The organism is Brevundimonas sp. GW821-FHT09G01, assembly GCF_059416065.1.
This window is the reverse complement of the sequence record NZ_JBWKOL010000014.1, coordinates 1-21,226: the sequence shown is the minus strand read 5'-3', so window position 1 is coordinate 21,226 and position 21,226 is coordinate 1. Positions and strand designations below refer to the sequence as shown.

At 64.8% G+C, this 21,226-nt stretch carries 10 protein-coding genes; 7 read left to right on the top strand and 3 right to left on the bottom strand.

Going from position 1 to position 21,226, the window contains the following annotated elements:
• Positions 1–15 precede the first annotated feature (15 nt).
• Positions 16–1,680, bottom strand: coding sequence for a GspE/PulE family protein (locus AC07NB_RS17350; protein ID WP_494572055.1), 1,665 nt, complete (start codon positions 1,678–1,680; stop codon positions 16–18).
• A 97-nt stretch (positions 1,681–1,777) separates the two neighbouring features.
• Between AC07NB_RS17350 and gspG the strand changes: the two genes are divergently transcribed.
• The 3 genes from gspG to AC07NB_RS17335 are packed head-to-tail and all read left to right on the top strand — an operon-like array spanning position 1,778 to position 4,915.
• On the top strand, positions 1,778–2,236 hold the full coding sequence (gspG, locus tag AC07NB_RS17345) for a type II secretion system major pseudopilin GspG (protein ID WP_494572056.1): 459 nt from the start codon (positions 1,778–1,780) through the stop codon (positions 2,234–2,236).
• Positions 2,233–4,263 (top strand): type II secretion system secretin GspD, encoded by a 2,031-nt coding sequence (gspD, locus tag AC07NB_RS17340; protein ID WP_494572057.1) that lies wholly within the window; start codon positions 2,233–2,235, stop codon positions 4,261–4,263. Before gspG ends, gspD begins: the two co-directional genes overlap by 4 nt.
• A gap of 37 nt (positions 4,264–4,300) precedes the next feature.
• The gene (locus AC07NB_RS17335; RefSeq protein ID WP_494572058.1) at positions 4,301–4,915 is read left to right on the top strand and encodes a hypothetical protein; all 615 of its coding nucleotides are present in this window, start codon (positions 4,301–4,303) and stop codon (positions 4,913–4,915) included.
• Here the strand turns inward: AC07NB_RS17335 and AC07NB_RS17330 are convergent.
• Positions 4,900–5,709, bottom strand: coding sequence for an RHS repeat domain-containing protein (locus AC07NB_RS17330; RefSeq protein WP_494572059.1), 810 nt, complete (start codon positions 5,707–5,709; stop codon positions 4,900–4,902). The genes AC07NB_RS17335 and AC07NB_RS17330 overlap by 16 nt on opposite strands.
• A gap of 8 nt (positions 5,710–5,717) precedes the next feature.
• Positions 5,718–6,077: a hypothetical protein gene (locus AC07NB_RS17325; protein WP_494572060.1), complete on the bottom strand. Its 360-nt coding sequence runs from the start codon at positions 6,075–6,077 to the stop codon at positions 5,718–5,720.
• A gap of 141 nt (positions 6,078–6,218) precedes the next feature.
• Between AC07NB_RS17325 and AC07NB_RS17320 the strand changes: the two genes are divergently transcribed.
• The 4 genes from AC07NB_RS17320 (at position 6,219) to AC07NB_RS17305 (ending at position 20,998) form a co-directional block, all read left to right on the top strand.
• Positions 6,219–12,950: an RHS repeat-associated core domain-containing protein gene (locus AC07NB_RS17320; protein ID WP_494572061.1), complete on the top strand. Its 6,732-nt coding sequence runs from the start codon at positions 6,219–6,221 to the stop codon at positions 12,948–12,950.
• Positions 12,951–12,956: 6 nt separating this feature from the next.
• Positions 12,957–13,406, top strand: coding sequence for a hypothetical protein (locus tag AC07NB_RS17315; RefSeq protein ID WP_494572062.1), 450 nt, complete (start codon positions 12,957–12,959; stop codon positions 13,404–13,406).
• A gap of 489 nt (positions 13,407–13,895) precedes the next feature.
• Positions 13,896–20,492, top strand: a complete 6,597-nt coding sequence (locus AC07NB_RS17310) for an RHS repeat-associated core domain-containing protein (protein ID WP_494572063.1) — start codon at positions 13,896–13,898, stop codon at positions 20,490–20,492.
• A 20-nt stretch (positions 20,493–20,512) separates the two neighbouring features.
• Complete coding sequence (locus AC07NB_RS17305; protein WP_494572064.1) at positions 20,513–20,998, top strand: hypothetical protein; 486 nt, start codon at positions 20,513–20,515, stop codon at positions 20,996–20,998.
• The last annotated feature ends 228 nt before the right edge of the window (positions 20,999–21,226 follow it).

The window sequence follows — 21,226 nt, the reverse complement described above, 5'->3', positions numbered from 1 at the left end:
GATAGTGGAACGCTTTCATCGGTCGGCGATCCGCCAGGCGTCGCCCCAGTCGACCTGGCCCGTCGCGGCCTGGCCGAGCGCGTCTTCGCGCAGGGTGGTGTAGCCAGTGGTGGCCGACAGACGGTCACGGATCGCCGCGGCGGGAGCGCCGGAGCCGATCAGTTCGCCGATATCCGGGGTGCAAATCATCAGTTCGCTGACGGCGCGCCGTCCCCGGCGGCCGGACCCGCTGCAGGTCTGACACCCTTGCGCCCGACCGACCTTATTGAATGTCGGCAGGCCCGCCGCCGCCACAGCGTCGCGCTCGGTCTCGTCCAGCGGGCTGGTCGTCTTGCAGACGGTGCAGAGCTGGGGCGCCAGCCGCTGGGCCATCACCCCGATGAGGGCGTCGCCCAGAAGGTAGCGCTCCACGCCCATATCGATCAGGCGGGACGGCGTGGTGGCTGCGTCGTTGGTGTGGACCGTCGCCAGCACCAGGTGGCCGGTCAAGCTGGCCTGCACCGCCAGCCGCGCGGTTTCCGTATCCCGAATTTCCCCGACCAGGATCACATCCGGGTCATGCCGCAGGAAGGACCGTAGCGCCGTGGAGAAGGTGAAGCCCGCCGCCTCATTGACCTGGCTCTGCAGGATGTCCTCGAACACATATTCGACCGGGTCCTCGATCGTCAGAATCTTCTGACGGCCGGACGCGAGGCGGCGCAGGCCGGCATAGAGGGTGGTCGTCTTGCCGCTGCCCGTCGGTCCAGTGACGAGGAGAAGGCCATGGCGACGCGCCAGAAGCTGATCCAGGCCGCTTGCGACGTTGCTTCGCAGGCCCAGCCGTTCGAGCGAATATTCCACATCACGACGCGTCAGCAGGCGCACCACCAACGACTCGCCGAAGACGGTCGGGGTCGTGGATATGCGCACGTCCACCGGCACGCCGCGCACATTGATCGTTGTACGCCCGTCCTGCGGGGCACGACGTTCGGCGACATCGAGATCGGACAGCACCTTGATACGCGCGATGAGCGCCGGCCCGAGATTGCTCGCGAGTGGCTCCTGATCCTGGAGCTGTCCGTCGATGCGCAGGCGCACCCGGGTATGGTCGATCTTCTGCTCGATATGCACGTCCGACGCATTGAGCAGGAAGGCGCGCTCGAGAATCTGTTCCGAGATCCGCACCACGGGCGCGTCGCGCGCGATGTCGCGCAGGCGTTCGGCGTCGTCGAGCCAGGTCGCCGAACTGGCGGAGTCCGCCAAAGGGCCGGAATCGATCTGCTCCGCGGAACCCTGCGTCTGCCGCCACGCGCTGAGCGTGATGGTGCGAACAGGAACCTCGCGGTCGAGGGCGAAGCGAAGCGCTTCTAGCGTGGCGGCGTCGCCGGGATCCACGAGCCCCAGACACCATCCGCCGTTCTCGTCCGCCATGGCGACGGCATAGCGGTCCTGGAGAAATCTGGGGTTCAGCCCCGGAAGCTCCACCGGCTCCAAAGGCCGATCATCGACCCAACGCGGTGCGGCATGCAGGCGGCTGCAGGCTTCGGCGATGGCGTCCTCGGTCGCCATGCCCAGCAAGCTGAGGGCGACGGCGAGCGGCTGGCCGGAGGTGCGGCTGGCGCGCAGGGCGCGATCCACCGCGCCGCCCGTCAAACTCAACGCTTCAGCCAGATCCGAACGCGCGTGCGCCGGCGCCGGCATCTCGAACTCGTCGGCAGATACAGCCATGCTCGCGCCGGTAGACTCGGCCCCCGCTCCCCTATAGTCGCATGACTAGCGCGTCGGTTCGGGGGGAGCCATGGGGGATAGGCCGAAAGGTGGCCGTTGGGCAAAGTCTTCGCGTCGCGAAGGCTACACCCTGACCGAAATGCTGGTCGTTCTGGTGATCATCGGACTGATCAGCGCGATCGTCGTGCCTCAGACCCTCGGCCAGATGGACCGCGCCAAGGTGAGGGCCGCGCGGCTGAAAATGGAAAGCGTCGCGGCGGCTCTGGAAATGTATTCCGCCGACCTGTCCCGCTATCCCACGGCGCAGGAGGGGCTGGGCGCCCTGACCGATCCGCCCGCCGGCGTCGCCGATTGGGCGGGCCCCTACCTCTCCGATAAATCTCTCCTGAAGGATCCGTGGGGCGCCTCCATCGTCTACGCCCCGCCGCCTCAGGACGGCGAACGGTTCAGCCTGACCAGCTATGGCTCCGACAAAGCCGCGGGCGGGTCCGGCTTCAAGCGTGATATTGTTCTGCAGGCGTCCGAATGAAATTGAAGACCCGCGTTCTGGCCTGTGCGGCGCTCTCTGTGCTCTCCGGCTGCGAGACGCCCCGCGCCATTCGCCAGGATCTGGCGGTGATCCCGCAAAACCGCCCTGTACTCACGAGCCCGGAGATCGTTGATCCGACGCCGATCGTAGAGGCGGATGCGCTCGCCTGGCGTCTTGAGAACGCGACCCTGGAGCCGTCGCGGTCCGCGGCCCGGCCGTCGCCCCAACGAACCTTCAACGTGGTCTTTGACCAGGCGCCTGTCACTGCCGTTGTCGACGCTGTCGTGGGCCAGTCCCTGCGTCGCTCCTATCGGCTGGATCCGGCCGTGCAGGGCAACCTGACCCTCAGCCTGACCGGACGGATGAGCGAAGCCCAGGCCCTCGCCAGCTTCGATCGGGCGCTGCGCAGCATCGGCGGCGCTGTCGTGCCGGAGGGCGCGGGCTATGCGATCGTTCCGGCGGCGCAAGCGGCCCGGTTGAATGGTCCGCCCGTAGCGGCGCAGGACGGTGTCGAGATTCTCGCGGGATCCGCCGTCTACCAAGCACGCGCAATCAGCGCCGCGGAGATCGCGCGTCTTCTCGAACCCTTGGCCGGCGAGGGGGCCACAGTGCGCGCCGATGGTGGTCGCGAACAGGTGTTCATCACGGGCGACCCCACGACGGTCAATGCGCTGGTGCGGACGGCCCGGTCGCTGGATGTGGACTGGCTTCAAGGCAAGAGCCTGCAGTTTTTCCCTGTCCGCTACGCCACGCCCGCCGACATCGCCGGCGAGATTCGTCAGGTCTTCGGCGGCCCGGATGGTCCCTTGGGCAGTCAGATCCAGTTCATCGAGCTCAACCGCCTCAACGGTCTTCTGGTGATCGCTCGGTCGCCGGCCGGTCTGGACCGGGCGAGCGAGTGGATCGCGCGTTTTGACCGCGCTCCGCCGCCCGCTTCCCGGCGCCTGCGGTCGATCCCCCTGGCCAATCTCGAAGCCGAGCAGTTCGTCACCACCCTGTCGGCGCTGCTTGGCGTGAGCGCGGGGGCCTCGTCGGCCACGACGTCCCAGACCGCCGCTACGATGCCTGCCCAGAATCCTTCCGCAGGACAAACTGAGGCGGGCTCCGGGCCGGCAACGGTGGCGAGCGGCGCAATCGGATCGCTTCGATTGACGGCCGACCCCCGCACCAATGCGCTGATCCTCTTGGCGGACGATGCGGAGTATCGAAACGTGCTCGACATCGTCCGGGAGCTGGACGCCCCGCCGCCCCAGGTGCTGATCGAGGCGACGATCGCCGAGGTGACACTGAACGATCGCCTGCGCTTCGGGGTGCAGTGGTTCCTGGACGACGGTGACCTGACCGGGGGCTTCTCCTCAGGCTCAAATGACGACGCCGCGCCGAGCTTCCCGGGCTTCTCGTTGCGCTATGCCAACCTCGACGTCCGCGCGGTGCTGAACGCCCTGTCGACGGTCACGGACGTGCAACTGGTTTCGACACCGCGTGTCCTGGTTCTCTCCAATGAGACGGCGGAGCTTCAGGTCGGCGATCAGGTGCCGATCATCACCCAGACCGCCGTCGGTTTGAATGATGACAGCCGTATCCTGAACAGCGTGCAGTACCGCGATACGGGGGTCGTGCTTTCCGTGACGCCTCGGGTCAGCGAAAGCGGTCGGATGTTCATCGAGATCGAACAGGAGGTCAGCGAAGTCGCCGGGACGACGACGTCGGACATCGACTCGCCAACGATCCAGCAACGACGCCTATCCACGCGCATCCAGGTCGAGGACGGCCAGCTTGTGGTGCTCGGCGGCCTGCTGCGGTCCAGCACCAATCTCGGCGACACCGGGGTTCCCTATCTGAGCCGCATCCCGGCCCTCGGGGCCCTGTTCCGCTCGCGGGACAACAACCAGCGCCAGACCGAACTGGTCATGTTCCTTCGTCCGACGGTCATTCGGACCCGCCGGGACATCGATGCGGTCACCGACGAAATGGTGGGCCGGCTGCGGACCTTGGGGTTGCCTATTGAACAATCCCCCGCGCCCTGAACGCCCGCAACGGCAAGGATACGTCTCGCTTCTGGCGATGAGCTTCACCGTCGGCCTGGCCATCTTCGCCGGCGCTCTTTCGGTCAGCCTGATGTCCTATATCCGGGCGACTGCTTCGGAGGAGCGTTTCATCCGGGAATCCATTGTACTGGAAAGCGCGGCCTATACCGTGCTCGCGCAGCTTGCTGCGGGTGACACCATGGCATCGCGCGGTTCCGTGAATATCGGCGGGCGGACGGTCGAGGTCCTCACCACCCCCACCAGCGTGCGCGCTGATCTGGTGTCGGATGAAGCGGCCACCCTCAAAAGCGCCGATTCAAGAGTTGGCCTCAACGTCGATCCGGAGGTCGCCAAGGCGGCTGGAGGGCTCGCGGCCTTGTCGGCGCGCCTGCGCCTGGATGCTTCGGCGGAAGATTGTCTGAGGCAGGTGTTCACCTACGGTCGGGGTGGGCAGGCGAGGGCGACCAGTACGCCGCGGGCTTTCGCGGTCGCGCCTGGCGACCAGGTCGATCTAAGGGTTTCCATCCCCGGCCAGTCTTCGACGGTCTTGTGGCTGCGCGCGCGCTTCACGGACGCGCAGACCGGCTGGTCGCTTCACGACTACAGGCGTCTGCAGAACGTTACCCCCTGCAAGGTTCAGGGATCGATCTGACACATATGTCCGGGGGTGGGGACGCAGCCCTGTTCGCCCAGCGTCACCTCGACCGTGACCACAGCGGTGTCCGTGCCGCCGTTTCCGTCGCTGACCGTGTAGGTGAAGGTGTAGGTTCCGGGGGTCGAGGGCGCATAGTAGTTCACGTAGCCGCCGCCGGATCCGATGTTGACGCTTCCCCCCGTCGGTGTCGTTACCGCAGTGATGGTGAGCGTGTGACCGTTCGCATCCGTATCGTTGAACAGCGGGTAGATGGACTGGAAGGCGCCGACCGTGGCGCTCGCGTCGTCGTTGGCCGCGACCGGGGCCTGGTTGACGGACGAGACGGTCACCGTGACCGTCGCTGTGGAGGAGCCGCCGGCGCCATCCGACACCGTATAGGTGAAGGTCTTCGTCCCGGCGGTCGCAGGCGCGGTGTAGCGGACGTGGGTTCCACCACCCTGGATGCTGACACTTCCGCCGCCGACGGGCGAACCGACGCCGGTGACGGTCAGGGTATTGCCGTCGGCGTCGGTGTCATTGGCCCGCACCAGGATGTCGACGCTGGCCGAGCTTTGCACCGAGGCGGTGTCGTTGACGGCGACCGGAGCCGTATTGGGGGTATTGGTTGTGACGATCTGCGTGCGATTCCCCGCAGCGTCGTAGCGGTACTGGATGGTGATCCCGTTCGAGTAAGTCGCGCGGATCAGTCGACCGGAGCTGTCGTAGATGTACTGGACGTCGGCATGCGCGGGCACGGCCGCGACGACCATCAGGGCGCCGAGTGCGGCGGTGAAGGTTTTTCCGAACTTCATGATCATACTCACGGGGTGACGGACGCGTTGGCCTTGGCGAGGGCGGGGGAAAGCTCCCCTTCCATCGCCCGTCCGGCGGCCTGGTTTGCGCGCCATTCCTGTTCAGTCGGAAGGCGCGGCGGACGACCGCCGAACTCCGGTTGCGCCAACCAGAAGCCCAAACCGACAGCCAAGCCGATCGCCATGACGCCGCCGCCGGCTACGGCCGCGCGCCGCCAGGAGACGGCGTCCAATCGCCCCCGCCAGTCGGTGGCTGATCGAAAGGCGTCGATGTCGAGAACCTGCCGGGCTTCACCGAGGAGCCACTCTGCTGCGGCGACGGCGCGCAACACTGCTTGCCGCCAGATCGTGCGCACCCCGTCCATCATTCCCCCCGAACACTCCGCTGAAAGTAAAGCTTAGCCTTGTAAGGGGGTAAAGCCGTATTTCGCTCTATCCGCGAAGATTCCCCTTTTCAGGGAAGCGGGCATGGGCTTGTCTGCAAGCGTGACTATAGCGTGGGGGCGTTTATGGTGTTTGGTGTTGGGGGCGTCCGTCGTGTTGCGGGCCGGATTGGTCTTCGTCGGGTACTGATCGGCGGACTTGCCGGGATTGTCGCCGCCGGCGGTGCAGCTGGGGTGCTGTTCTCGGCTTCGCGGCTAGGGGCGCGGGCGCAGACCCCTCCGGGTTACACCCTCTCCGGCTATGACACCTCCGGCCTTCCAGGCTTCCGCCTGTCGGTGCAACAGACGCTGACGTCGCCGGTCAGCGCGGATGTAACGAGCGTCTACGGTTCGCCGGCCTCGCCGACGGCGACGGCGCCGAGCGCGCGGATCACGGCCCTGGCCCGGGCGCTCGAGAACAACCCCGACCGCATCTACCAGTTCGTCTACAACTCGATCCTGTTCGAGCCGCAGTTCGGCCTGCACAAGGGCGCCGATGGGGTGCTGCTGGACGGCTCGGGCGGGTCGTTCGACCAGTCCCAGCTGATGGCCGAACTGCTGCGCGCCTCGGGCTACCAGGCGCGTTTCGTGCTGGGGCAGGTCAACCTGTCGGGCGGGGACGCCAAGTCGATCCTGCGGGTCGACAACGCCAAACAGGCCTGCCTGCTGCTGGCCGCGGCGGGCACGCCGGCGACCGTCAACGGCGCGACCGATTGCGGCGCGATGTCCGGCGACGTCAGCGGCGTGACCATGCTGCACCTGTGGGTCGAAACCGAGATCAACGGAACCTGGTACGCCTTCGATCCCTCGCTCAAGACCAACACCAAGGTCGCCGGCATCGACCTGTGGGACGCTGCGGGCGCATCCAGCGCCGCTTCAGCCTGGAGCAATATCTCATCCGGCGTGTCCGTCAGCGGCGGAGATCTGACCGGACTGAACCGGGTCAGCATCCAGAACAAGATGTCGGCCTATGCCGACACCCTCCAAGATGAACTGATCGCCGACCATAGTGGCAAGACGCTCAGGCAACTGACCGGCGGTTGGGAGATCAACCGCACCGAGGCGGCGCCCCGTGTGGCCGCAACGCCCTATCAGGCGAGCGTCTCCGCGCGTTGGACCGGCGACGTGCCCGCACCCTACCGCGCGACCGTGCGCCTGCAGACCGCCGGCTTCGACCATACCTTCGACCTGCCCAGCATCTATGGTTGGCGGACCCAGGCGCAGCTTCAGGTGCGAACCCTTAAGGTCGCCGTACGCAACCGCGAGCATGAGGACGTGGCTGCGACGGCCTACTTCGTGGGCAATTTCGGCACCGCTGAGTGTGACAATGTCAGCGTGTTCTGCGGGACCAGCCCGACGCAGGCAGCTTTCGATACCCAGGCCCGCCGTCTCGACATCACCATCAACCATCCCTACGCCGCTCGGCGATCGGGATTGAATCCCGCGAATAGCCAGCCATGGGCGTTAGGCACTTTCGCGGACGAGACGGTCGCCAAGCATCTCGAGATTGGTAAGCGCGCGGACCTGCTGATCCGCACCGCGGGCGGAGGAGGCGCGCGCAAGGCGGCTTGGGCTGCGGCCAACGACCCGATCCAGGGTCACCGGCTTGTCCCCGCGGGCGATGACTACAACAACTGTTTCGCGCGTGACGACAACACCATGGTCATGGAGGGAGAGTGCGACGGAAAGAATGCCGAGGACTGGCGATACTGGGTTCAGGACACGCTCTCCAACGTTCCCAGCGGCTTCCGTTTGTTTCCGCGCGGCGAAGTCGCCGTCGCGGAGATGGGCACCAAGAAGGACAGCCTGCTGAACACCTGGACCGACCTGTTCGACAAGACGGTTCGCATGATGGAGCCGATGTCCGGCGCGCGCATCTTCCACCAGCACTCGGTGGGCCTCGCCATCACGCCGAGCGCGACTGAGAACGTGCTGGATATCGATACCTCGGTCGGGATCGCGGCCGGCGGCACGGATCAACCGCACCATGTCTTGTCCGCTCTCGCGTCGTTGGCGGTCACTGAGGAGGCGCTGGCGATCGGCCAAATGGCTACTGAGCGGCCGATGTTCCAGGGAAGCTCGACCCAAACCACAGCGGCGCGGCGTCTGGGCGGGTCAACGAGTCTGAAGGTGCTGTCCGCGGTTGGTTCGACCGCCGCCTTGCCGTCAGATGTCTCCGCCGACACGAAGGCCCGGATCGAAGCCTATCTCACGCGCGGGTTCACGGTCGCCAGTTCGACGGTCGCCGGCGGCAACGCCTTCCTGGCCCGCCGGAATGACGGCTCCGAAGAGGCGTGGATTCTTCGGTCTCATCGCATGGGCCAGAATCCGGATGTCGATTCCCATCCCTATTTCTTGAAGGGCGCTGAAAGCGAGAAGCCCAACCCGCTCGACTTCCTCGGTTCCGCAGAAGCGCGCCGGTTGGCCGCCAACGTGGCTGGATCCCATCTGGGCGCCGTTGATCTGCGGACAGGATCTCTGTCGTTCGGCGAGGGCACGGAACTGTCCATGGGGCAGGGCGAATTCCCGTACCTGCTGACCTTCTCACGCAGCTATGTCTCGACCGGTCCGATCGAGAGCGACACTGGGCTCGGCATGGGATGGACCCATAATTGGGAGAGTTCGGTCAGCCATTCGTCGGATGTCGGAGCGCTGATGCCGGACGCTGAGACCGTAACCGCCGCCCCCATGCTGGTGGCGGCGCTGACAGCGCTTCAGGCCGGACGGGCAAACGCTATCGAAGCCTCCGTCGTGTCTGGCGTGGCGCTGGATTGGCTGCAGGAGCAGGTCGCCGCTAATGTCGTGACTGTTTCGGGCGGCGGACGCACGGGACGCTTCGTGCGCCTTGTCGATGGCGCCTGGCGCAATCCGGCTTCGCCGACGGAGTCGATCGCTCCGGCGACGGAGCCCTTCATCGGCGCTTACACCACGGAACTGAACTGGACACAGGCGGATCGGTCGGTGATGACCTTCCGCAACATTGCAAACCCCCATTCTGGAACCACGCCGCTCGGACGGAGTGGTGTTGCAACCAGCTGGACCTTCCCCAGCGGTGTCATCATCACCCTGACATACAGCGGACAGGATTCCTCTAATCGGCCTATGTTGACCACAGTGGCTAACAACGTCGGCGCGTCGCTGACCTTCAGCTACAGCAAGTCCTCCAGCTGGGGCGATACGCAGGCCTGCAACACCTCAGCCGGCCAGATGTATCCGAACTTCCAGCCGGGGTACCGGGAAGCCGTTCAGGCCTGCTACGAGGACTCTCGAAAGGGCGGCCGTCTGATCCGCGTCGTCGCGGGCGCGGACGAAATCAACTTCTCTCACAATTACATCTGTCCGCAGTTCGTGAACTTCTGCGCATTCCAGCTGGCGGGCGCCAGCCGCCCCGGTATGCGCAACCGTCTGTATACCTATGGCACGCCCACGGGCGCCGTGGCGGGCTATACGACCGCGTTGGACTACCAGCAGGTTCTGACCCAGGTGGACGACGACGGCGTCGCGACGCCTCGGGCGCGGTTCGACTGGCGCGCGGTCGCCGGCCAAGTGGCGCCCACAGTGGTGGAATCGTTTGACGCCGAAAACCGCAGGACGCGCTACTACGCCTCGACGTTCACCTTCTCTTCGGCGTCGGACGCCGAGGGCGGGTTCGTGCGCCAAGCCTATGACGAGGACGGACGGCTGATCGCTTCGGCGGATGCTCTGGGGCGGACGTCGCGGGCTAAATATGACGGCCCTGGTCGTACGACCGAGATCAAGACCCCCTGGGGCGACACCACCGTCTTCACCTTCGATCCGCGCGGCAACCTGGTAAAGCGGCGCCAGACCCCGATCGCGAATTGCTCGGCCGGTCTGACGTCGGAGCAAATCGGCTGGTGGTGCCAGACCATTGAGATCGAGGCACAATACGACACCACTTGGAACAAGCCGACGAAGATCATCCTTCCGGCAACCGCAGCGGACTCCACTCGGCCTGAATGGACTCTCAGCTATAACGCCAAGGGTTTGGTCGATGTGATGACAGGTCCCGCCGTCCAGAACGGCCTGACGGGCGCGAACGCCAACCCGGTGTGGCGCACCTGGTATGATGCGTATGGCCGCCCCATCCGGACGCAGGACCCTACCGGAATCGAGTCAAGCATGAGCTATGGCGGCGGTGCCAATCCGACCTTCTGTATGACGGAACAGGTCCTGGGTTCGCAGAGCTCAACGGGCCGGATCACGAGCGCCTTCACCTGTGACACGGTCGGCAATGTGCTCACCACCAGCGTGGGTGGAGCTACGACCACAACTCAGTACGACGCCCTGCGCCGTAAGATTCAAGAGGCAGGTCCGGCTGGGACAAACATCCAGACCAGATGGATCTTTGACCTGAATGGGGATGAGGTCCAGGTCCAGCAGTGGGATTCGAGCGCGGCGGTCTGGCGCAACACCACCACCACCTATTCGGCCACGCACAAGCCGCTAACGGTGACCGATCCCTCGGGTGACCTTACCCGCACCTGCTACGACTTGGTGGATCGGCCGATCATGACGATTGATCCCGAGCTTCGGGCGACCCGGACTGTTTACAATGCCGTTGGCCAGCCGACCGAGATCCATCGCTTCCAGCGGGCGACCGCTGGGACGTGCACCGCGGCGACCCAATTGCCCTCGGACGTCAGCTTCACTGAGACCCGCTGGCGGCGGTTCGAGTATAATGCCGGCGGTCTGCAATCGGCGGAGGTCGACGCGAACGGCAACCGCACCGAACAGGTCTATGATGGCTTAGGCCGTGCAGCCCGAACCATTTACGCCAACACCCTGCAGGAATGGGTGGCGATGGATGAGCGCAGCCAGGTCGTGGTCCGAAAGCAGCCCGGCAGCCATCGTGTCAGCCTGTTCTATGACGCTCTCGGCCGGGACTTCCACGTCCGGGAATACGCGGACTCCGAGAAGGCCTATCAGTGGACTGGCCGCAACAGCCGGGCATCTTATGATCTGGCCGGACGTCCGGTCTGGCGCGATGTATCCAACCAGACCACAACGACCACCACGTTCGATGACGCCCTACGTCGGGATGTGCGCAACTACACCTATGCCGACGGCCTGGGCCGGCTTACGGCCGAGCAGTGGCGGCCCGAGGGTGTGGGCGGGCTCAGCTATACGACCGGCTATGGTTATGCGGATAGTCGAGGGAACCGCACCTCGATCACCCAACCCCAATCGGGCGGGAGCAACTGGACCATCAACTACACCTTCGATCTGGCGAACCGGGTCCAGACGATAAACTTCCCAGGCGCGTCCGGGATCCAGACGGTGACGATCACTCACGACTCACTCAGCCGACGCACCGGCGTTGACCGTCCGGGCGCGGCGGCGGACACCAGCTACAGCTATGATGTCGACAGTGACTTGACCGGGATAACCCACGCCTTCGTGGCTGGGACGGGGCCGGGGTCGACCAGCTTCGCCTACGGTCGTGACGCCGCCGGTAAGGTCACCTCGATCGGGATCAATCAGCCGACCTTCGAGTGGATGCCGACCTTGGCCTATGCCCGCACCTATGGTCCGGCCAGCAACATGAACCGGATCAGTTCGGTCAGTGACGCGACCGAAAGCCGGGCGTTAGCATGGAACGGGGATGGCGATCTTTCGCAAGAAGTGCGCACACCGGTTACCGGTGGGGCATCCGTGACTTGGACCTACCACTGGACTTATGGTCACCGTCTTGCGGTCGTGACCACGAACGCGGCGGTCTCGCCGCTGACGGCGGCTTACTTTTACGATTCTGATGATCGTCGCACCAAGAAGGTGGTCAATGGGGTGACCACCCGGACGATGTGGTCCGGGACCGACGAGTTGGCAGAATACGACGTTAGCGGTGACGTGCTCCGGCGGTTTATTCCGGACGGGACGGGGACGATGGATGGTCGCCTGGCGACGGTGACGTCATCGGGCGTGGTCTACTGGCACCATACCAACCATCAGGGTTCGGTGATCGCTACCTCAGACAGCGCGGGCAAGGTCGTTGGCACATCGACCTACTCACCACACGGTGAAGGCGCGCCTCCGGCCCAAAGTCCCTTCGGCTACACCGGACGGCAGTATGACCCGGAGACAGGGCTCTATTACTATCGGGCGCGGTATTATTCGCCGTACCTAGGAACCTTCCTGTCCAAGGATCCTGTGGGCACCAAGGACGATCCGAATCTCTACATGTACGTCGGGTTGGATCCGGCAAACGCGACCGATCCAACAGGTAAGATGCAAGATCCAGCAGGTACGCCAACGACCTGTGAGAATATCAGCAGTACCTGCGTGCAGACCCCGGCGGCGGGCGATACGTTCACGGGGCCAGACGCACTGCGTGATGCAAACGCTGCAGTTGCTCCGCATAACGCGGCTCTAATCGCCGCCACCGGACACGAATACGGAAGCATCTTTAACGGCAATGAGGATGGCTCTGTGACGGTAAGCGTTTCCGTCAGTCAAGGAGACGAAGGAAACGTCAATATGGGAGAGCTCTATGAACAGTCTTCAAATCCGGTTGGCGATCAACACGGTCATCCAACCCCAAACGGGCCTTATATATCCGAAACTGGGAACCCGTTGAGCACAGGCGATGTTGATGGAGCGGATACCAGGGCATCGCAGCTTGGTAGGCCCTACGACAGAACTATAATTGATGGGCCTACGGGGCGCCTGATTACGTACATCGGGCAGCCGGGAACGATGGAGGTTTTCCCCGACGGTACTTCTCAGCGGCTTCCCGGGGCCCCCGAAACTGGCCGCGCTCGGGTAACAGGTCGAATTCCGCCCATTCCTCCACACAGGTAAATAGTCATGAGGATTCTGTTTGCAGCGGTGCTGATCTCTCTTTGGAGTATATCCAGCGTATCCATGGCAGATCAGGCGTCTTCTATTCGAGGTGCTGATCCGAACGGCGGTGCTCTTGATAGAAATGTGTATATTTCTGTAGAGCGATTTGTTGAAATTAATGCAGACGTCAGAGGTGGTGATTTAAGAGTTGAGAATGATCGTGCATTGTTGGACGGGTATATATCTGTAATAAACGATCGCTTCAAAGATGATTTGGCCGATAATATGTTGAATTTGAGCGGATCTAGTGTCGATTATGCTGTATTAATGGTATCTAGATCTGAAGACTTTGTTGTGATTGTGAGGGTTGGCTCGGTCGGCTCAGGTGGGGCTTTTGAGAGTCTGCCCGGCCTAGTTTATCGATTTGATCGAGGAACGCGTAATATGCTGAACGTTTCTCCCAGTTTCTTTTAGGCGCAATCCACGCAATAGACGGAGCTGCTATTCTCCCTTCGACCTTTCAGTTCACCTTCTCTTCGGCCTGCGAGGCTGAAGGCGAGCTCATGCGCTCGACCTGACGAGGATGACCACGTAATCGCGTCGGCTGATGTGTATAGGTCGCGCCTCGTGGGCGAAGTGCGACAGCACGTCAGCACATCAAAGCCCAGATACCCTAGAGCGTTGGCTGAGAGTGGAGCGTTGGGCGCAACTGGCTCCAGCTACGATTATGCCGACGGCGCGCAATTGCGTCTCGATTGAACGTGCCCGATGATCACTTGGTGAAGTTTTCGCTTCCCACCACCGCCGCCATCGGCTTGTGTCCAAGCGTTGCGGTAGCGTTCGGGGGAAGCCGTTTTGGTGTTTGGTGTTGGGGGCGTCCGTCGTGTTGCGGGCCGGATTGGTCTTCGTCGGGTACTGATCGGCGGACTTGCCGGGATTGTCGCCGCCGGCGGTGCAGCTGGGGTGCTGTTCTCGGCTTCGCGGCTAGGGGCGCGGGCGCAGACCCCTCCGGGTTACACCCTCTCCGGCTATGACACCTCCGGCCTTCCAGGCTTCCGCCTGTCGGTGCAACAGACGCTGACGTCGCCGGTCAGCGCGGATGTAACGAGCGTCTACGGTTCGCCGGCCTCGCCGACGGCGACGGCGCCGAGCGCGCGGATCACGGCCCTGGCCCGGGCGCTCGAGAACAACCCCGACCGCATCTACCAGTTCGTCTACAACTCGATCCTGTTCGAGCCGCAGTTCGGCCTGCACAAGGGCGCCGATGGGGTGCTGCTGGACGGCTCGGGCGGGTCGTTCGACCAGTCCCAGCTGATGGCCGAACTGCTGCGCGCCTCGGGCTACCAGGCGCGCTTCGTGCTGGGACAGGTCAATCTGTCGGGGGCGGACGCCAAGTCGATCCTGCGCGTCGACAACGCCAAGCAGGCCTGCCTGCTGCTGGCGGCGGCGGGCACGCCGGCGACCGTCAACGGCGCGACCGACTGCGGCGCGATGTCCGGCGACGTCAGCGGCGTGGCCATGCTGCACCTGTGGGTCGAGGCCGAGATCGGCGGAACCTGGTACGCCTTCGATCCCTCGCTCAAGACCAACACCAAGGTCGCCGGCATCGACCTGTGGGACGCCGCGGGTACCTCACGCTCCGCCGCCTGGACCAACGTCTCGTCCGGGGTGTCGGTCAGCGGCGGCGCGCTCAACGGCGTCAACGCGACCAACATCCAGAACGACGTGGCCGGCTACGCCGCGACCTTGCAGAACACCCTGATCACGGACCACAGCGGCAGGACGCTCAAGCAGCTCGCCGGGGGCTGGGAGGTCAACCGCACGGAGGCGGCGCCCCGTGTGGCGGCGACGCCCTATCAGGCGAGCGTGTCCGCGCGTTGGGCGGGCGACGTGCCCGCGCCCTATCGCGCGACTGTGCGCCTGCAGACCGCCGGCTTCGATCACACCTTCGACCTGCCCAGCATCTATGGCTGGCGCACCCAGGCGCAGCTTCAGGGGCGGGCGCTGGTCGTGGCGGTGCGCAAGCGCGAACATATCGACGGACGCGCGACGGCCTACTTCGGAGGCGGCCTCGACCCCGCCCAGTGCGACGGCGCGCAGGTGATCTGCGGAACCGACCCGGGGCAGACGGCCTTCGACGCCCAGGCGCGGCGGCTGGATATCTCGATCAATCACCCGTACGCGGCGCGCCGCACCGGTGTGGACGGCTCAAGCCAGCCCTGGTCCGCGGGCACCTTCGGCGATGAGACGGTCGCCAAGACGCTGCAGCCGACCCGGCGTGAGGACCTGATTGTCCGGACCGCGGGCGGGAACGGCGGTCGCAAGGCGGCGTGGGCGACGGCGGACGACCCCATCCATCTGCATCGTCTGATGCCGACCGACAGCACCAGATACGCTGACTGTTACCATCCGGTCGGCGAGGATCCCATTCTCACGGCCGAGGAATGCGAAGGACAGATCGTCGAGCCGTGGCGATATTGGGCGGACGGGACGCCGCCGCAGAACCGGTTCAGCGACCTCAGCCTGGTGACGGAACTCTCCTGGCGTAAGGACGGACTGGTCAACGCCTGGACGGACCTGTTCGACAAGACCGTGCGGATCATCGAGCCGCTGTCGGGCGCGCGGATCTTCCACCAACACTCGATCGGTCTGGCCAGCAATCCCGGCGGCGACATCGCCCTGGATATCGACACCGCCGTGGCCATCGGGACGCAAGGGACGGACCAGCCGCATCATATCCTGTCGGCCCTGGCCGCCCTGTCGGTGACGGGCGAGGCGCTGGCGCTGATGCAGACCGAGGCCGAGCATGTGCTGGGTTCGCCCCAGACACGGAAATTCTCCACGGCGCCGCGGCGGCTCGGCGCCGCATCCGGGTTGCAGGTGCTGACGACGGCCGGGTCCAGTTCGGCTCTGCCGGGCGCGATCACGGCGCAGACCAAGGCCGAGATCGAGCGCTATCTGGCGAGAGGCTTCACAGTCGTCGCCACCACGGGGAACAACGCCTTCCTCGCGCGCCGCAACGACGGGTCGGAACAGGCGTGGATCATGCAGCAGGCGGCGGCCGCGGACGGCACGCCGGCCTTCCTGCTCAAGGGCGCCGCCGGCGAGACGCCGGATCCGCTCGACTATCTGGGCAAGGAAGAGGGCCGCCGTATCGCGGCCAACGTCTCGCATTCGCTGCTGGGCGCGGTGGATCTGCGCACCGGCAGCATGTCCTTCAGCGAAGGGACCGAGCTGTCGATCGGGCAGGGCGACTTCCCCCATTCGCTGAGCTTCTCGCGCAGCTATGTCTCCACCGGTCCGGTGCAGGACGGCAGCGGGCTGGGCATGGGCTGGACCCACAACTGGGAGAGCTCCGTCGGCCATACGACCGACATCGGAGCGCTTCTGCCGGACGCCGAAACCGTGACCGCGGCGCCCATGCTGATGGCGGCGCTGGTCGCGCTGGAAGCCGGGCGCGCCGACACCCTCGAGGCCTCCGTCGTGTCCGGGATCGCGATGGACTGGCTGCAGGCCCAGGCCGTCGACAATGTGGTCACCGTCTCCGGCGGCGGCCAGACCGGCAGCTTCGTGCGGCTGGTGGACGGCAGCTGGCGCAATCCGGCCGCGCCGACCCAGAGCCTGGCCCCGGTCGGCGAGCCGGCGATCGGTCCGCGCTCCACGGAGCTGAACTGGACCTTGTCGGACCGGTCGGTGATGACCTTCCGCAACATCGACAACCCGGACGACAACGTCACGGCGCCGCAGGAGCTGCGCGGCGCGGCGACCAGCTGGACCTTCCCGACCGGAGTGGTCATCACCCTGGCCTACGGCGACTACAACGCGACCAATCCGCCGATGCTGAAGACGGTCTCCAACAATCTGGGCGCCGTCCTGACCTTCACGCACAGCCAGTCGGCCAGCACCGCGGGGACGGCCCAGTGCAACAGCTCTGCACTGGCCGTGTATCCGAAGCGGGGCGCGGGCTACTGGCAGGCGGTGGATCAATGCCAGAGGGAGGCGAGCGACGGCGGCCGGCTGATGCGCGTCCAGGCCGGAACCGCGACGGTCGACTTCACCCAGGAGCGGGAGTGTCCGCAGGGCGTGAACTTCTGCGCCCTTCAACTGACCAAGGCCAAGCGCACGGGCGTGCGGGAGCGGACCTATGTCTACGCCGCCCCGACCGGCGCCCTGGGCGTGAACCCGGCGCTCACCGAGTACCAGCACCTGCTGACCGAGGTGCGGGACGCCGGTGTCGTCGCGCCGGTGGCGCGCTTCGACTGGCGGGCGGTGGGCGGCCAGGTGGCCCCGTATGTGGCCGAGGCCTTCGACGCGGAGAACCGCAAGACGATCTACTATTCGTCGACCTCCACCTTCTCCTCGGCCCTGGATGCGCAGAACGCGACGACCCCGGAGAAGCGGACGGTGCGTCAGGCCTATGACGAGGACGGTCGTCTGATCGCCTCGGCCGATCCCCTCGGCCGCACCTCGCGGGCCAAATATGACGGACCCGGCCGCACGACCGAGATCCAGACGCCGTGGGGGGACCGAACGGCCTTCACCTTCGATCCGCGCGGCAACCTGATCAAACGCCGCCAGACCCCGATCGACAACTGCTCGGCCGGCCTGACGGCGGAGCAGGTCCAATGGTGGTGCCAGACCATCGAGATCGAGGCGCAGTACGACGCCACCTGGAACAAGCCGACCAAGATCATCCTGCCGGCGACGGCGGCCGATCCGACCCGGCCCGAGTGGACGCTGCACTACAACAGCCAGGGCCTGGTCGATGTGATGACCGGCCCGACCGTGCAGAACGGCCTGACGGGTACGAACGCCCAGGCCGTGTGGCGCACCTGGTTCGACGGCTACGGCCGTCCGACCCGGACGCAGGATCCGACCGGGATCGAGGCGACCATGGCCTATGGCGGCTCCGGCCTGCCGGCCTTCTGCCTGCGCGAGAGCGTGCAGGGCTCCCAGAGCCCCGCCGACCGGATCGCCAGCACTTTCGTGTGCGACGCGGTGGGCAATGTGACCAGCGCCACCGTGGGCGGAGCGACCACCACGACGGAATACGACACCCTGCGTCGCAAGACGAAGGAGGCTGGGCCGACCGTCACCAACATCCGGACGGAATGGGTCTATGATGACGCGGGCGACCTGACCCAGGTCAAGTCGTGGGACGCTACGGCGGCGACCTGGCGCACGACCACGACGACCTATTCGCTGACGCACAAGCCGCTGGCCGTGACCGATCCGTCGGGCGACACGGCCCGCACCTGCTACGACCTGGTCAACCGCCCGGTCGTGACGATCGACCCCGAGCTGCGGGCCACGCGGACGGTCTACAACGCCGCCGGCCAGCCGACCGAGATCCACCGCTTCCAGCGGGCGACGGCGAACAGCTGCGAGATCGGAACCCAGCTGCCGGACAACGCGACCTTCACCGAGACCCGCTGGCGGCGTTTCCTGTACAACGGCGCCGGCCTGCAGAGCGCCGAGATCGACGCCAACGGCAACATCACCCAGCAGGTCTATGACGGCCTGGGCCGCGCGGCCAAGACGATCTACGCCGACACCCTCGAGGAATGGACGGCAATGGACGAACGCGGGCAGGTCGTAGTCCGCAAACAGCCCAGCGGCCACCGCGCCAGCCTGTTCTATGACGCCATGGGCCGGGACTTCCACGTGCGCGAGCACGCGGAGTCCGAGAAAGGCTACCAATGGACCGGCCGCAATAGCCGGGCCTCCTATGACCTGGCCGGGCGTCCGGTCTGGCGCGACATGTCCAACCAGGAGACCACGACCGCCACGTTCGACGACAGCCTTCGTCGCGACGTGCGCAACTATACCTACGCCGACGGCCTGGGCCGGCTGACGGCCGAGCAGTGGCGGCCCGAAGGCGTGGGCGGCATCAGCTTCACGACCGGCTACGGCTATGCCGACGGGCGCGGCAACCGCACCTCGATCACCCAGCCGGGCGGTTGGACCATCATCTATGGCTTCGACCTGGCCAACCGGGTGCAGACGGTCAGCTTCCCGGGCGCCTCCGGGACCCAGACGGTCACGATCGCGCATGACTCGCTGAGCCGGCGCACCGGTGTCGACCGTCCGGGCGCTGCGGCGGACACGACTTACGCCTACGACATCGACAACGACCTGACCGGGATGACCCACGCCTTCGTGGCCGGGACGGGGCCGGGGTCGACCAGCTTCGCCTATGGCCGTGACGCCGCGGGCAAGGTCACCTCGATCGGCCTGAACCAGCCGACGTTCGAGTGGATGCCGACCCTGGCCTATGCCCGCACCTACGGCCCGGCCAACATTATGAACCGGATCGCCTCGGTCAGCGACGCGACCGAAAGCCGGGCGTTGACCTGGAGCGGGGATGGGAACCTGTACCAGGAGGTGCGCACCCCGGTCGGCGGCGGGGCGTCGGTGACCTGGACCTATCACTACACCTACGGCCACCGGCTCGGGGCGGTGGAGAACAATGCGGTCTCGCCGCTGACCGCCAGCTACCACTACGACAGCGATGACCGCCGCACAAAGAAGGTGGTCAACGGGGTCACGACGCGGACGCTGTGGTCCGGCACGGACGAGCTGGCGGAGTACGACGTCAACGGCGACCTGATCCGCCGGTTCATCCCCGACGGGACGGTGGACAAGGACGGCAACCCGACCATGGACGCCCGTCTGGCGACGGTGACGTCGTCAGGCGTCGTCTACTGGCACCACACCGACCATCAGGGCTCAGTGATCGCCACCTCGGACAGCACGGGCAAGACGGTGGGGACGACGACCTACTCGCCGCACGGCGAGGGCGCGCCGCCGGCGCAGAGCCCGTTCGGCTACACCGGGCGCCAGTACGATCCCGAGACGGGGCTCTATTACTATCGGGCGCGGTACTATTCGCCCTACCTAGGGCAGTTCCTCACCCGCGATCCCATCGGGACCAAGGACGATCCCAACCTGTATATGTACGTCGGGCTGGATCCGGCGAATAGGACTGACCCCACGGGGTTGACCGACATCTTTGTCGGCGGCCAAGCTGATAGGGCCTTCAATGCCATGCGATCTGCATCGATCAATCACGGAGCCAATCCTTCTCGGGCGGGACGTCCAGTCATTTTTGTTCGGCACAACGATACGAGAGCAATGGCTGCCGCTTTGACAGCTGCTGCGGCCGCAGGTGGACCTGTCAATGTAGCTTGTCACAGCCGGGGCTGTAACACCGCTATTGCTGGCATCGTGAGTACGGGGACAAAGGTAGACGTGCTAGCGACGCTTGATCCAGTGGCGCAGGGCGGGCAGGGGGGCTCTGGGATATCCGACGGTGAGACCCTAGACGGACTTGTGAGTAGTTGGAGGAATGTGGAAGCGGAGCCAGAGCATCGCAACTTCAGCGACACTATTGCGAGTATGGGTGAGAGCAGGTCTGGCGCTTTCCCTTCTTCAGGGGCGGATGTTTCCTACGCTGCCGAAGCAAATCATGCTGATGCGGAAATTATGATGACGCAAGTTGGTCCGGATGCGAAATCGGTCTCCCAAGCCTTCGATGAAACTTATGCGGTGCCAAAATGAAAATTTATTTGAGTTTTCTGATGCTGATTTTCGCCCTGTCGGCATGTTCTCCATCGTTGATGATACGGAATGCTTCAGTATCTGATGTTTCCTCTTTGCCTGACTCTATATCTAATCAGTACTCAACATTATCTCCCTCGGAAATTTTGAAGGTATCCTTTCATTCAGATTTTTCGAGTTTTAATGGCGCGGAAATGAATGGATCAAATGGCGGATTTGCTCTTGGCGATTGCGGTATTTCTGAAGGAGAACTAAGTGGAGAAGCGTTTCTTGCGGGTATTTCATGGCGTCGATATTTCTCGTCCGAACAGCGAGATCGTAATAATTCGTCGGTTTTGACTGAGATTTATTTACCTAAAGATTTGAGGATTGCTGTGTTGGGGGATGGTGGACAAGTGCGGTCTGCGCCCGTAAGCGGGCGCGAAATCTGCGTCCATTTGGACGGGGTTTCGGCGACGGGGCGGCGGATCACTTCAAACACACTCAACGTGACTTGGAATCCGTAGGGTTACCTGTTGCCAAATCAGCCACGGCTCGCTCGGCCAACGCACCGGTGTCGACCGTCCGGGCGCGGCGGCGGACACGACTTACGCCTACGACATCGACAACGACCTGACCGGCCTGACCCATGCCTTCGTGGCCGGGACGGGGCCGGGGTCGACCAGCTTCGCCTACGGCCGTGACGCCGCGGGCAAGGTCACCTCCATCGGCCTGAACCAGCCGACGTTCGAGTG